Origin of the sequence: Agreia sp. Leaf335 (genome assembly GCF_001423605.1) — a bacterium.
Classification (GTDB): Bacteria; Actinomycetota; Actinomycetes; order Actinomycetales; family Microbacteriaceae; genus Agreia.
Window position 1 is genome coordinate 135,437 of sequence record NZ_LMOQ01000001.1, and the last position, 14,316, is coordinate 149,752.

The window sequence follows — 14,316 nt, forward strand, 5'->3', positions numbered from 1 at the left end:
TATGGCGCCCGTGCTGATCCGCGATGGCTTCCCCGGTCAGAGGTTGCGCGTGCTCCCGAGGCCGCGGGTCGTCGAGGCGCTTGCCGAGCCGATCACCGATCGGCTGTTGGTGACGGATGCCGGGCACTTTCCGCACGCGGCGGCCCACGGCCGGTCACGCCCTCGCGGCGCCGACGAGGTCGTCGTCATCCTCTGCACCGATGGAACCGGGCATGTCGAACTCCGAGGGCAGAGACTCGGTGTCTCACCCGGTGACGTCGTCGTGATTCCCGCCGGGATTCCGCACAGATATCGCGCCGACCCGCTCGATCCCTGGACGATCTGGTGGATGCACGTCGTCGGTCTCGACAGCGACGCGTTCGTCGCGGCGATCGCCGGCTCGTCGGCGGATTGCTCGCCGGTGATGCCGGCCCACGATCCCTACGCCGTGCGAGGCGCGCTCGAGCACGTCTTGGTGTCTCTTGAGCGCGACGATACCGTCGCCAGTCTCCGCTCCGCATCCGGTGCCGCTTGGGGTGTACTCGCGCAACTCGCGGCCGACCGCGCTCGCGGAACCTCCGAGGCGGGCGATCCGATTCTCGCCGTGCAGGACTATCTGCGCGAGAACCTCGACAGCACGGCGAGTGTGGCGGAGCTCGCCACGATGGCGGGGTTCAGCGACTCGCACTTCTCGGCACGGTTTAGGCAGGCGTCGGGAACCAGCGTGGTCGAGTATCGCAAGCGTCTTCGGAGTGCGCGTGCGCGTGAGCTGCTGATCACGACGAACGCGTCGGTCGCCGAGATCGCCAATGCGGTGGGCTACGACGACCCCTTCTACTTCTCGCGTCACTTCCGCGCGATCAACGGCGCGAGCCCCAGTCAGTACCGGGCGGCGTTCCAGGATCGCTGACGCGCATCGGGCGATCCCCACGATGCAAGACGACACGAGTCAGAGAATCGTCTAGGTGATTGCGTCGATTTGTGCTCAATCCACGGGCGGCCCCAGTCATATCGTTTAGGTGCGGCACGACCGTCGGCATGGCCGACCCGCTTCCGCCAGCACCGCACAGGTCACCCTCCGGCTCCGTTGCCGGCCAGTCAAAGAAGATGAGGAAATCACGGATGAACAGTCACACAGCAACGCGCTCGTGGAAGCGGATTGCGCTAGTCGGGGCCGCCGCCGCCGTGCTGGCCCTCACCGCATGCACCTCGGGCATGGAATCGAGCGACACGTCGACGGGCGCAGCCGCTGGCCCGAAAGACGGACCGCTCACCATCGCCTTCCTTCAGAAGCAGGGCGACCAGCAGTACTTCATCGACGAGGCGAACGGAGCGAAGGAGGCGGCGAAGGCCGATGGCGACATCAGCATCAACGTCGTCGACCTCGGCACCGATTCGAACAAGGCGATCTCCGAGGTCGAGGCCGCCATCGCACAGAAGGTCGACGGCATCATCATCGTCGTACCCGACCAGCAGATCGGCCCGCAGGTCATGCAGCTCGCCAAAGAGGCGGGCATCCCGATCATGGCTGCAGACGACACGATCGAGGACGCATCCGGCACAGCCGCTCCGTTCTCGGGCTTCGACGGCACGTCGATGGGCGAGAAGGTCGGCGCCGAAGCGGCCCGTCTCTACACGGAGGCAGGCTGGACGGCAGCAGACACCCGCATCCTCTCGGCCTACAAAGAAGACCTCTCCGTCTGCACCCAGCGCGTCGACGGCGCGGCCAGCGCCTTCGCCGAAGCGGTCGCCGACGGTCCCGAGATCATCGACATCGGAACCGACAACTCGGCCACGGATGCTCAGGACAAGGCGGGTGCCGTGATCACGGCCAACGCCGGCGTGAAGAACTGGGTGGTCTGGGGTTGCAACGACGAGAGTGAGACGGGTGTCGTCACGGCCCTGCAGAACTCGGGCGTCTCGCCCAACAACATCGTCGGGGTCGGCCTCGGTGCATACCTGACCTGCAAGGACTGGAACGCCGGACAGGAGACGGGCAACAAGTCCGCCCTGTTCATCTCGGGAATCGAGGTCGGCAAGGCCGCGGCGACGTCGATGATCGATCTGCTGCGCAATGGAACCGCCCTGCCCCCGGTCTCGATCGCCAACACCGAGATCGTGGATGCCACGAACTGGGAAGCCAAGGGCGTCGTCTGCACCTAGCAGCGAATCGAGGCGAGGGCGCCACACACTCTGTCGCCCTCGCCTCGGATCGCCGCCCATTCGGCCAGCAACAACAAAGGACATGCAATGACGCACGAACCCATCGCTCTCCGCGCGACAGGCATCACCAAGAGCTTCGGCCCCGTTCGCGCTCTGCGAGGAGTCGAACTCGAGCTGCGCAGCGGCGAGGTCACGGCCCTGATGGGTGAGAACGGCGCCGGCAAGTCGACGCTGCTCAAGATCCTGAACGGCGACTTCCGGCCAGACGACGGTGTTCTCAGCATCGACGGCGTACCCACCGTCTTCGGCGATCCGGCCGACTCTCGCGCCGCCGGCCTGCGGGTCATCGCGCAGGAGCCGGAGATCATCGCCGCGGTCTCGGTGGCCGAGAACATCTTCGTGGGCAGTCTCGGGTCTGTCGCGTACAACCGCAAGGCGCTGCTTCGGCGCACGCGCGACGAACTCAAGCGCTGGGGTTTCGACCGCACGATCCGGGCGGAAGCGCTCGGTTCCGAGCTCTCGCCCGCCCAACGGCAGATCGTCGAGATCATGCGCGCGGTCGTGAGCAAACCCCGGATCATCTGCTTCGACGAGCCCACCTCCTCGCTGGGCGACGACGAGGTCACACTCTTGTTCGCTCTCATCCGCCAGCTGCAGGCCGAGGGCATCGCGGTCGCCTACGTATCGCACCGCATGGGCGAGATCTTCAAGCTCGCCGACCGCATCACCGTGCTTCGCGACGGTTCCTTCGTGGGCACGCAACTCGTCGGCGAGACGAATCACGACGAGCTGGTGCGCATGATGGTGGGCCGCGACCTCAGCCAGTTCTTCCACCGTGAGCCCGCACCCCTCGGCAAGACCGTTCTCGAGCTGCGCAACGTGGGCAACCAATACGTCGACGGCATCGACCTCACTGTCAGAGCCGGTGAGGTCGTCGGCATCGCCGGACTCGTGGGTGCAGGGCGCAGCGAGTTGATGAAGACGATCGCCGGCGACTATCCGATCGCGACCGGCGAGATCGTGGTCGACGACGACGTCTGGCGAATCCGGCAACCCGCCGACAGCATCCGGGCCGGCATCGGCTTCGCCCCAGAAGAACGCAAGGCCGAGGCCCTGCTGCTGCAGCGGTCGGTACGCGACAATGCGGCACTCGTGGTGCTCCGCTCCCTGTCTCGCTGGATCTTCGTGAGCAGCCGGGCCGAACGCGCCCTCGCCAAGACCTACATCGATCGACTGCGCATCCGCACGCCATCAGCCGAACAGCTGGTGGGCAACCTCTCGGGTGGCAACCAGCAGAAGGTCGTGCTTGCCCGATGGCTCGCCACGACACCCAAGGTGCTCCTTCTCGACGAGCCCACTCGAGGCATCGACGTCGGAGCCAAATCCGAGATCTACGCGATCATCGACGAGCTCGCCCACCAGGGCGTGGCCGTGATCGTCGTCTCGAGCGAACTCCCGGAAGTGCTCGGAGTATCGGACCGCATCTACGTGATGGCGGCCGGTCGCATCTCCGGTGAGCTCACTCGTTCCGAAGCGAGCGAAGAACGCATTCTGGCCCTTGCGATGGACGAGGACGTCGCCGCATGAACACCGTCACCCGAAAGGACACCCCCGTGCTCTCTGCACAGACCGACACCCGACCACCCGCCCCGAAAGAGCCGGAGGTCGAACGCGTCTCCGCGTTCAGACGTGTCATCACGGCCGTCGGCGTGCAGAACATCTCGCTCATCTTCGCCATCGTGCTGGTGGTCGCCATCATCGGCATTCAGAACCCGCTCTTCTTCACCGTGCCCAACCTCAAGGTCATCGGCACGGCGATCGCGATCGTCGGGTTGCTCGCGGTGGTGCAGACCATCGTGATCATCCTGGGTGCGCTCGACATCTCGGTGGGATCGATAGCGGGCCTCGCCTCGGTGACGTCGGCCATGATCTTCACGTCGACGTCGTCGGCGGCGATGGGCGTTCTCGGAGCCGTCGCGATCGGCGTGGTCTGTGGGCTCGTCAACGGGTGCATCATCGTGTTCGGCCGGGTCAACCCCGTGATCGCCACGCTCGCCACGTTGGCCGCATTCAAGGGCATCGCCCAGCTCATCTCCGATGGTCGGGCGCAGGGCTACACCGGGGCAGACCCCTTCTTCGTCTTCCTCGCCCGAGGAACGCTGCTGGGCGTGCCGACGCTGATCCTCGTGCTCGTCCTGGTGGCCGTGCTCGCGCACGTCGTGCTGCGGTACACCACGATCGGTCGCAACATCTATGCCGTCGGAGGCAACAACATCGCGTCGCGACTCGGCGGCATCAACATCAACCGGTACATCATCGGCGTGTACATGGTGACGGGTGCGGTCGCTGCGATCGCCGGCATCCTGATCACTGCTCGCACGGGTTCGGGCCAGCCGATCTCGGGTTCCGAGGGTCTCGAGCTGCAGGCGATCACCGCCGCCGCTCTCGGAGGCGCGGCGCTCAAGGGCGGCAAGGGCGCGATCGCGGGCACCATCCTCGCCGTCATCCTGCTGGGCGTTCTCACGAACGGCATGACCCTCCTCGGCGTCAACACCTTCTGGCAGAACGTCGCGCAGGGCACCCTGCTCGTCGTGGCAGTGGTCATCCAGCAGCTGCGATCGGGCGAGCGACGCATCGGCATCCCCGGCTGATCCAGCTGCGTCTGAACCGCATCCCGAACCGCATCACCTCCGACTGCCGACATCGAATGAGGCGCACGAAATGACCGTCGAAACGACCATGCCCGCTGGCTCCGATCCGTCGCCCGAGCACCTGGGAGCGAAGATCATCCTCCCCGAGGCGCCGGATGCGCTGCGGCCCGAACTCGAGGCGGGCCGGCCCATCGCGTGGAGCGAGCCCCTCAGCATCCGCACGTACGAGACCGACGAACCCAGCGCGTACCCCATGTACCTCGACCGGAGGGTCTATCAGGGCTCGAGCGGCAAGGTCTATCCGATCCCATTCACCGAGCACGTCTCCGATGAGGCGCACGATCGGCAGTGGCAGGCCGTTCACCTCGAGAACGAGTACGTGAGACTCGTCGTCTTGCCAGAACTCGGCGGGCGCATCCACATCGGGTACGACAAGACCACCGGCTACGACTTCTTCTACCGCAACAACGTCATCAAGCCTGCTCTGGTCGGTCTGGCTGGCCCCTGGGTATCGGGCGGCGTGGAATTCAACTGGCCGCAACACCACCGGCCGGCCACGTACCTCCCCGTCGAAACGACGATCGAGTACGGCGACGACGGCTCCGTGACCGTCTGGTGCGCCGACCACGACCCGTTCACCCGCATGGCCGGGCAGCACGGGGTCCGGCTACGGCCGGGCAGCAGCGTCGTCGAGTTGGCGGTGCGGCTGCACAACCGAACGAGCGAACGCCAGACCTTCCTCTGGTGGGCGAACGTCGCGGCGCGAGTGAACGACGACTACCAGTCGTTCTTCCCCGACGACGTGCGATACGTCGCCGATCACGCCCGTCGGGCTCTCACCGCTTTTCCGGCGGCGGACCGCCCCTACTACGGTGTCGACTACGCCGCACTCGCCGAGGCAGCACCGGGTGCCGATCGAATCGATTTCTACCGCAACATCCCCGTGCCGACCTCCTACATGATCGTCGACTCGCAGCAGGACTTCTTCGGCGGCTACGACCACGCGGCAGGCGCGGGCTTCGTGCATTGGGCGGAACGGCGGCTCTCACCCGGCAAAAAGCAGTGGACGTGGGGCAACGCAGCCTTCGGTCATGCGTGGGATGCGCAACTCACCGACGACGACGGCCCGTACGTCGAGCTCATGGCCGGTGTGTTCACCGACAACCAGCCCGATTTCAGCTGGCTCCTGCCCGGCGAGACGAAGGTCTTCACCCAGTACTGGTACCCGCTTCCCGCGATCGGGGCGGCCCACCAGGCGACGCCGGATGCGGCGGTGCACGTCGAGCGAGGCGCCCGGCCCTCGGCCAGTTTCGCCGTCACGACGCCGCAGGAAGGCGCGACGCTTCGGGTGAGCGACGGAGAGTCGATCACGGCGTCGAGAATCGCAGACCTCGCGCCCGGCACACCGGCGGTGATCGACTTCGATGCTCTGACCGATTCCACGGTGGTCGAACTCCTCGACGCATCGGGGCGGTCGCTCGTGCGGTGGTCGCAGACCGTCGTCACCGACGAGGAGCCGTGGGTTGCCGACGAACCGCTCCCGCCATCCGAGATCGAGACCGTCGAAGAGCTCTATCTCACGGGTCTGCACCTGAGTCAGTTCCGGCATCCCACACGCTCGCCGCTCGACTACTGGAACGCAGCACTCGAGCGCGATGACGGCGACGTGCGCACGAATCTGGCGCTCGCCGATCTCGAGTACCGAGCCGGCCAGTACTCGAGCGCCCTCGAGCGGGTCGACGTGGCGTTGGCCCGGTTGACCCGCCGCAATGCGAACCCGCAAGACACCGAGGCGTTCTACCTCGCCGGCCTGATCTCGCAGAGGCTCGGCCGTCTCGCCGAGGCCGAGGCCTACTTCGGCAAGGCCGGCTGGGACGGCACCTGGGCTGCGGGCGCCGGATACGAGCTCGCCGCGTCGCTCTCGCGTCGTGGTCGTAACCGCGCAGCACTTCGCGTACTGGATTCGTTGCGGTCGGTCGCGGCCCACGACAGTCGCCGTTGTGTGCTCGAAGCCATCGTTCTGCGCCGCGTCGGCGACACCGCGCACGCGGACTCTCTGCTGCGTGAGCAGCAAGTGCTCGAGCCGGTGAATCCGACCATCCGCACGCTTCTCGGAGGGGCCAATCTCACCGACCCCGGTCTCGCCTTCGACGTGGCTCTCGAACTGAGAGCCGCCGGCGACGTCGCCGGAGCACTCTCCGTTCTCGACCGTGTCGCCGCCTTGCCGGCCACAGCCGCGGGCAATCTGGTTCCGCTGGCTCACTACGTGGCGGCCGGGCTACTCGAAGAGAGCGGTCTGGCCGCCGATGCCGCCGAGCAGCGCAGACGGGCCAGACAGAGCGACCTGACCCGAGCGTTCCCCTACGGCCTCGATGCCCATGACGCGCTGGTCGCGTCGCTCCGGGTCGAGCCAGCGGATGCGACGGCCCGGTTCCTCCTCGGAATGCTGCTGTTCGCACACGGCCGGCGAGAGGATGCCCTCGACGAGTGGGAGTCCGCGATCGAACTGGGGCTGCAGCATCCGGTGCTGTTGCGCAACGCCGGCCTCGCCGCCTACAACGTCGCGCACGACGACGAGACGGCCTGGCGTCGCTACGAACAGGCGGTCGAGCTCGCCCCGCAGGACGCGCGGCTCCTCTTCGAGCAGGATCAACTGGCCGCCCGGCTCGGTCACCCCGCCGAGGAGAGGCTCGCCCGACTTCGAGCGCACCCCGATCTGGTGCTCAGTCGAGACGACTTCACAATCGAGTATGTCGGTCTGCTCGTGGCGGGCGGACTCGCCGGAGAGGCACTGGAGATCCTGCGCTCGCGCGAATTCCATCCGTGGGAGGGCGGCGAGGGCCAGGCCATCCGCGCCTGGGACTCGACGATCGCGGCGCTCGGCCTCGAACAGACAGAGCCACCCGCCAGCCTGGGCGAGGTGCGTGCCGAGTATCAGGCACCCCAGGCCGTTCGGGAAGACGGCGTGACCGACTACTTCGCGACCAGCCATCCCGAGCTGCTGCTCTTCGCGCGGGAGTAGTCGGCCAGCTCGTCGATCGTCTCGATCGGTCGCCGCTTAGGGAGAGGTCCGTTTCGCACTGGCAGGGTGCTGGTGGTGCGGGAGGGCGGCCGAGACGAGGTGCTCGACCGTCGGGGGCGAGGCGGAGAGCTTGCGTGCCGCCTCGACGATCTTGGTGTCGTAGCCGGTCGTGCGGTTGTGGTGCTGGCTGAGATGCTCCTGCCACGAGCCGACGTGGAATGCCTCGACGAGGAAGCCGGGACGCTCGCGGTCGTCGTAGACATCCCACGATCGGGCTCCCGTGCGGCGCCTGCTCTGTTCGAGCGTGCGCATCGCGGCGAGGAATGCCGCCCGATCGCGATCGGCTATCTCGTAACGCACGATGACCAGCGTGGCGCCGGCCGGGTCGAGCATGTGATCGCGGGCGGGAACCGTGGGCGCAGCCGCGGCTGCAGCCGCCTCGTCGGGACTCGCGTCGTCATCGCCAGGCAGCGGCGTAGCCACCGGCGGAATGTCGGTGATGGGCATCGGCAACAAAGCGCGGCTCTTGTCGGCGGTGGGGTGCAGGGGCCAGATGAGCAGCATGGCTGCGCCGATGACCACCAGGATTCCCGCGACGGCCATGGTGTGCGCGGTACCGAAGACACCACCGAGTGCACCCGTGATCGCGGCGCCGAAGGCCGTTCCCCCGAAGAGCACGAGTTGATAGACCGAGAGTCCTCGGGTGCGCACCCAACCGGGCAGGAAGGCTTGAACGGTGCCGTTCAGGGTGGCGATCACGCCGATCCACGACAGGCCCACCAGTACGAGCACCGGAAGGGTGATCCAGAGCGTCTGCGACAGCGCCGTCGCCGCGATTCCGATGCCGTAAGCGGCGCTCGTCGCGATGATGAGCCGGTTGGTGCCCAGGGCTGCCCGCGCTTTGGGAATGATGAACGCGCCGCCGATGGATCCGACTCCGAGGGCGGCCAGCAGTATTCCGTAACCGTTGGAGTCGAGCGCGAGCCGATTGCTGGCGAGCACGGGCAGAAGGGCCCAGAGCGCGTTGGCGGGCATGATGAAGATGAGCAGCTGAAAGTAGATGCGACGAACGACGGCGGCGTGCAACACGTATCGCAGGCCGGCTCGGGTCGCCGACATGAATGGCTCCCGGTCTGCGGTCGGCGGCGTGTAGCCCTTGAACAGGATCAGCACGAGAAGCAGTCCGGCGAAGCTCAGGGCGTTGAGGGCGAAGACGAAGGGGATGCCCCACGATCCGATCACCACACCGGCGATCGCCGGTCCGATGGCTCGGGCGACGTTGACGCCGATCGACGAGAGAGATGCAGCATCCCCCACGAGAGGCTTCGGTACGACACCGGGGACGAACGCCTGGTACGCGGGTAGTTGGACGGCCGATGCGACTCCGAGCGCGAAGGTGAAGGCCAGCAGTAACGTCGGCGTCATGGCTCCGACGGCCGTGAGAACGGCGAGCCCCGCCGCTACCAGGGCCTGAGCCGACTGCACGCCGATGAGCAGATGCCGCTTGTTCGCGAACTCGCCGAGCACCCCTGCCGGGATGCCGAACAACAGCACGGGCGCGGCGGAGGCCGTCGAGACCAGCGCGATGATGGCGGGCGAGGCGTGGTCCTCGACGAGAAACCATTGGGCGCCGACCGTCTGCATCCAGCCGCCGATGTTGCTGACGACGTCGGCGATCCACAGCCACCGGAAGATCGTGACCGCGAGCGGTGCCAGCGGCCCCGTCGGTCTGGATACGGCTGGCGCCACGCTCATCCCGCGGGCCCGGGCGCCGCCGTCGTCGCTTCGATCTCTTCGCGGACGCAGAAGAGGTTGCCGAACGGGTCGATGAGCTGGCAGAGCCTCTCGCCGGTGAACACGGTCTTCGGCCCACGATGCACGACGGCGCCATGACTCGTCCACTCCGCGACGAACGCGTCGACGCTGTCGACGGTCCAGTAGGCGGCGACCCCGGAAGGGCCGGAGCTGTCGTACTCGTCGGCGCGATGGATGGTCAGGCGAACCCCGTTGACGAGGAAGGTCACCAGTTGACCGGCCTCTACGGCAGGCTTTGCGCCGAGCCGTTCCGAGTACCAGGGCACGGCCTTCTCGAAGTCATCGACGAAGTAGAAGACGTTTCCGACTCCGCTCAGCGAGCTGCTCATCGCAGCACGTCTGCGAGGAACGCGAGCGAACCGTGCAGAGCCTGCGGCAGGTAGCCCTCAGCATGATGGGTTCCAGGAACCAGCTGCAGCGTGCTGGCGACTCCGGCCGACGACAGGGCGTTCTGCAGCCCGGCGGCATCCGACACCGGCACGAACTCGGCGAGCGAATTGGCCAGATACACGGGCCCGGTCTTGCTGGTCACCCGCGCCGTGGTGGATGCCCCGGCCAGGGCCGAGCGGTCGCCGCCGACTTCCTGAAGGATCACCCAACGGAGGAAGGCGTCGTCGCGGCCCGTCTGGTTGATGTCGGCGCTGCGCATGGCGTCGAGATCCTGCGTCGTCGGCTCGGCGGCCGTCGCGTCGGTCGCCGCGATGATGCCCGCCAGGTCGAAGATTCCTGACCAGCTCACGGCGGGGCATCCGGTCTCTATCGCGGCCTCGACCACCAGGTTGCCGCCCGCCGAGCCGCCGAAGAACGCCACGCGCCCGCGATCGAAAGCGTGCTCCGAGGCGCGCGCCCACTCGGCGGCCGCGAGCACATCCTCGCGGCCCGCAGGAAAGACGTTGTCGGGTGCGAGTCGATAGTTGGGCACGAAAACCAGGTAGCCGGCCTCGACGAGGAGCGATGCCAGCACCTTCTCCTTGCTCTTGTTGCCGCGAAACCATCCGCCGCCGTGCACGAGGATGATCGCCGCGCGAGTCGCGTCATCCGTTCGCTCGGCGTCTTCGTAGATGTCGAGCAGATGCATCGGGTCTGAATCCGTGCCGTAGGGAACATCGAGGGTGATGAGGGGAGCGGTCATGAGCGTCCTTCTTTCGGCTGATCAGTACTGCGTTTCTTACGGGCCGGGTTGGAACGCCTCGACACTATGACGAAGAAAAGAAAGCAGGCTAGTACTGCTGGGATCAGGAACGCGCGCTCGATTAATGCGACGGCCCGGCCGCGCCGAAGACGGCGGGCGGCACCGCCACCGCGCTGGAGCGAAAAGCTACTTGAGAGCCGAGCGCCGGGCCGAGACCAGCAGCACCACGCCGTAGCCGAAGGCCCATCCACCGACCCAGGTGAAGGCATGCAGCCAGCTGGGGCCGCCGTTCATATCCCAGATCAGTCCGCCCGCGAGAAACGCGATGCCCATGACCATGAGGGTCACGGCGATGCTGCGGAGTGTGTTGGTCGAGAGTCCCAGACCTGTTTCGTTGCGCATGACTTCCCCCGTCTACGATTCGAATCTGGTCACGATCATAGAAGACGCTCGGCACGGAACGGGTGGCCCAAGGCAGCATGATTGTGAGATGACGTGGCGACAGCGACTCACCCGGCTGGGCAAGCCGTTGGTTGCTTCTCTCGCCCGTGTCGTGCGGGGAGACGCTGAGGGCGGAGCGCTCCCGCCCGAGCCCTCGGAGGCCGAACTCGCCCGGAGAACCGAAGCCGACAGATCGACGGTTCCGACGTGGGGGATTCACCCGTCGCAGATTCCTCCCCGAGTGGAGCTGCTGCGCGGGCGCTCATCGATCGAACTCAGAAACCGCAGGCGAGGCGTCGCACGACATGTCCTTATCGGCTACGTGATCGTGGTGGCGTTCTCGTTTCTCACCCGCGATGACAAGACTGCAGTCGCCCTCGTCGCGGTGGTCGCCCTCGTAGCAGGCGCCGTCGTCTTCGGTAGGGCCCGGAGTGAATGGACCACGCGCTCGAGACAGGAGCATGCGGCAGGCTACACGGTCTGGCGCGAGGGAGAAGTGCGAAGACCCCAGGTGGATCCCGAGACAGGCTTCGAGATCCGCCCTGCCGGGGCACCGCAACTCACCAAGCGCGAAGAGGCCGAGGCGCTCACGCGCGTGCGCGACATCGCCCGCCACCTCGAGAGGTGGCGCTGGCGATAGAGTCGGCGAGCGGTGACATCTGCGTGGTGCGGCCGAGCCGTCCGGCCATAATGAGGCATGCCCCGGCAAGCACGATTCCCCATGGCGCCTCAACTCACGCGGGTCGTCGCGGGCCTCGCGCGCGCGATGAGGGGTCGGCCCCACGACGAGGCTGCCGTGCCCGTACTGGGCCACGGGGTCACGAGCAACCGCATCTGGAGCAGCGTCGACCCCGCTGAAGCGGACCAGACCGTGTGGGGCCGATCCGTCTCTGAGCCGTGGGGCACGAGGCCGGATCCGCCGGGCGAATTCGTCATCGACGTCAAGCGCGACCCGCGGACCGTTGACGGCCTCGCAGCGCTCGGCTTCGGCGACGAGGCCAGAAGGCTGGCCGATCCGTTCAGGCTCGTGGTGAACCGAAGCGGACTGTTCTTCTATTCATACGGAGACAGGAAGGTGTTGGATCTGTGGATCAAGTGGTCGACCCTGACCGGCCTTGCCCCGACCGTCGTTCGAAGCACAAACGTGTTTTTCGGACCCACAGACGGCATCCACGCGATCGCCGTCACGGGCGTCAGCGATGACGGCACCGAGGTGACGTTCCCGCTCCTCGCCCGTAAGCCGGGCAGCGGCTTCGGTGCTGCGATCGATCTGAGCTCGGTTCGAGCGCAACAAGAGTTCATCGACCGCATGGACCGCTTTTATCGCGACAGACCGACCGTCAGCGATTCGTGACCCGGTAGGCGTCGTGCACTGTCGTGCGCGGTGCGCAGCCGCCTAGTGTCCGACGGGCATCGCGTCGTGCGCGCCCTCGGGCTGCGCGGGCGCCTTCACGAAGAACGAGATCACGATTGCTGCGAGCGAGATGAACGCTCCGTACATGATGGCCGCGTGGATGCCGCCGGCCGTGTCGACCGCGCTCGGGGTGCCGCCGCCCGACAGCGCGATCGCCTGGGCCGACATGACCGAGACGAACAGCGCGGTTCCGGCCGCGCCGGCGAGCTGCTGCACCGTGCCCACCACGGCGCTGCCGTGGGAGTAGAGCTTCGGAGTCAGCGAGGCGAGTCCGGCGGTGAACAGCGGGGTGAAGAGCAGCGCGAGACCCAGGCTCATGGTGACGTGGGCGGCGAGCACCCAGCCCCACGCGGTGGTGGCGGTGAACAGGGTCATGCCCCAGAAGGCCGCGCTCACGATGATGGAGCCGGGGATCAGCAGCACGCGCGGGCCGAAGCGGTCGTAGATGCGACCGACGAACGGGGCCAGAACGCCCATCAGCAGTCCGCCGGGAAGCAGCAGGAGTCCGGTGGAGAGCGTGTTGAGCCCGAGAACGTTCTGCGTGTACAGCGGCAGGATGATGAGCGTGCCGAAGAGGGCCATCATGCTGATCGCGAGCATGGCGATGGCCACCGAGAACGTCGACGAGCGGAAGACGCGGAGGTCGAGCAGCGCCTTCTCGCGGCGGGCCAGCATGACCTGACGAAGAATGAACGCGGCCAGAGCCACGATGCCTACGGCCAGCGGCAGCCAGCTGGGCATGCCGCCCTCTGTCGCTCCGTGACCGCCGATCGAGCTGAGACCGTAGACGAGGCCGCCGAAGGCGAAGGCCGAGAGGATCACCGAGAAGACGTCGATGGGAGCCTTGCGCGGCTCGGTGACGTTGGGGATCTTGAGGAAGCCGAGCACCAGCGAACCGAGGGCGATGGGCAGAACGATCCAGAACATCCAGCGCCAGTCGAGAACGCTGAGGATGAGGCCCGAGATCGTGGGGCCGATGGCGGGCGCGACCGAGATGACGATCGAGATGTTGCCCATGGTGCGGCCGCGGGTGGCCGGCGGCACGAGGTTGAGCACCGTGGTCATGAGAAGCGGCATCATGATGGCCGTACCGCTGGCCTGGATGACACGGCCCGCGAGCAGGATCTCGAAGCCGGGCGCCATCGCCGAGATGAACGTGCCCGCGCTGAAGAGCGCCATAGCGGCGAGGAAGACCGGGCGCGTGTTGAAGCGCTGCAGCAGGAAGCCGGTGATCGGAATGACCACGGCCATCGTGAGCATGAATGCGGTCGTCAGCCACTGGGCCGCCTCTGCGGCGATGTCGAGGTCTTTCATGAGCACGGGCAGGGCCACGCTCATGATCGTCTCGTTGAGAATCACGACGAACGCCGAGACGAGCAGCAGCGAGATGACGAGACGGTTGCGCCCGGCCAGTGCGGGGTCGGATGCCCATGGCGACGCGGGTGCGTCGTTCTGGGCGGGGGCAGGCACGGAGTCCGTGGGCGGGGCAAGACGATCAGTCACGAGAACTCCAGGGCTGAGAAGAGAAGAAAAGGGAAGCGCCAGCGATGGCTCACGGAATTCGCTTCGTCGGGAGAACCTGTGACCACTCTGCTCTATTCCCCCGACACTCAAAAGAGTCCTGGCGCACGAACGCGCCAGTTCGGGGCATCCGCGCCTGGTCGAGCGGCAGCGGATGCGCCGAACCGGCGCGAATACG

General features: G+C 66.8%; 12 protein-coding genes. 7 read left to right on the forward strand and 5 right to left on the reverse strand.

Going from position 1 to position 14,316, the window contains the following annotated elements:
• Position 1 precedes the first annotated feature (1 nt).
• From ASF79_RS00720 to ASF79_RS00740, 5 genes are all read left to right on the forward strand, one after another.
• Positions 2-889 carry an AraC family transcriptional regulator gene (locus ASF79_RS00720; RefSeq protein WP_082495600.1) on the forward strand — a complete coding sequence of 296 codons (888 nt, stop codon included), beginning with the start codon at positions 2-4 and terminating at the stop codon, positions 887-889.
• Between the two features lie 212 nt (positions 890-1,101).
• Positions 1,102-2,142, forward strand: a complete 1,041-nt coding sequence (locus tag ASF79_RS00725; protein ID WP_082495601.1) for a substrate-binding domain-containing protein — start codon at positions 1,102-1,104, stop codon at positions 2,140-2,142.
• An 87-nt stretch (positions 2,143-2,229) separates the two neighbouring features.
• Entirely contained in the window at positions 2,230-3,729 is a 1,500-nt protein-coding gene (locus ASF79_RS00730) for a sugar ABC transporter ATP-binding protein (protein ID WP_055850801.1), read from the forward strand.
• Positions 3,726-4,793 carry an ABC transporter permease gene (locus tag ASF79_RS00735; protein WP_055850805.1) on the forward strand — a complete coding sequence of 356 codons (1,068 nt, stop codon included), beginning with the start codon at positions 3,726-3,728 and terminating at the stop codon, positions 4,791-4,793. Before ASF79_RS00730 ends, ASF79_RS00735 begins: the two co-directional genes overlap by 4 nt.
• Before the next feature lie 70 nt (positions 4,794-4,863).
• Positions 4,864-7,815, forward strand: a complete 2,952-nt coding sequence (locus ASF79_RS00740) for a DUF5107 domain-containing protein (RefSeq protein WP_055850809.1) — start codon at positions 4,864-4,866, stop codon at positions 7,813-7,815.
• Positions 7,816-7,851: 36 nt separating this feature from the next.
• Here the strand turns inward: ASF79_RS00740 and ASF79_RS00745 are convergent, their stop codons facing one another.
• The 4 genes from ASF79_RS00745 to ASF79_RS00760 all read right to left on the reverse strand — a co-directional run bounded on the left by ASF79_RS00745 (position 7,852) and on the right by ASF79_RS00760 (position 11,164).
• Positions 7,852-9,570 (reverse strand): MFS transporter, encoded by a 1,719-nt coding sequence (locus tag ASF79_RS00745; protein WP_055850813.1) that lies wholly within the window; start codon positions 9,568-9,570, stop codon positions 7,852-7,854.
• Positions 9,567-9,959 carry a VOC family protein gene (locus ASF79_RS00750; RefSeq protein WP_055850817.1) on the reverse strand — a complete coding sequence of 131 codons (393 nt, stop codon included), beginning with the start codon at positions 9,957-9,959 and terminating at the stop codon, positions 9,567-9,569. The genes ASF79_RS00745 and ASF79_RS00750 overlap by 4 nt, the downstream gene beginning before the upstream one ends.
• Positions 9,956-10,762: an alpha/beta hydrolase gene (locus tag ASF79_RS00755; protein WP_055850821.1), complete on the reverse strand. Its 807-nt coding sequence runs from the start codon at positions 10,760-10,762 to the stop codon at positions 9,956-9,958. Before ASF79_RS00755 ends, ASF79_RS00750 begins: the two co-directional genes overlap by 4 nt.
• 186 nt (positions 10,763-10,948) lie before the next feature.
• On the reverse strand, positions 10,949-11,164 hold the full coding sequence (locus ASF79_RS00760; protein WP_055850825.1) for a hypothetical protein: 216 nt from the start codon (positions 11,162-11,164) through the stop codon (positions 10,949-10,951).
• 88 nt (positions 11,165-11,252) lie between these two features.
• Between ASF79_RS00760 and ASF79_RS00765 the strand changes: the two genes are divergently transcribed.
• Together ASF79_RS00765 and ASF79_RS00770 are read left to right on the forward strand one after the other, a co-directional pair.
• Complete coding sequence (locus ASF79_RS00765) at positions 11,253-11,843, forward strand: hypothetical protein (protein WP_055850828.1); 591 nt, start codon at positions 11,253-11,255, stop codon at positions 11,841-11,843.
• 57 nt (positions 11,844-11,900) lie between these two features.
• Positions 11,901-12,557 (forward strand): hypothetical protein, encoded by a 657-nt coding sequence (locus ASF79_RS00770; RefSeq protein ID WP_162239047.1) that lies wholly within the window; start codon positions 11,901-11,903, stop codon positions 12,555-12,557.
• A 42-nt stretch (positions 12,558-12,599) separates the two neighbouring features.
• Here the strand turns inward: ASF79_RS00770 and ASF79_RS00775 are convergent, their stop codons facing one another.
• Entirely contained in the window at positions 12,600-14,120 is a 1,521-nt protein-coding gene (locus tag ASF79_RS00775) for a DHA2 family efflux MFS transporter permease subunit (RefSeq protein WP_055850833.1), read from the reverse strand.
• Positions 14,121-14,316 lie beyond the last annotated feature (196 nt).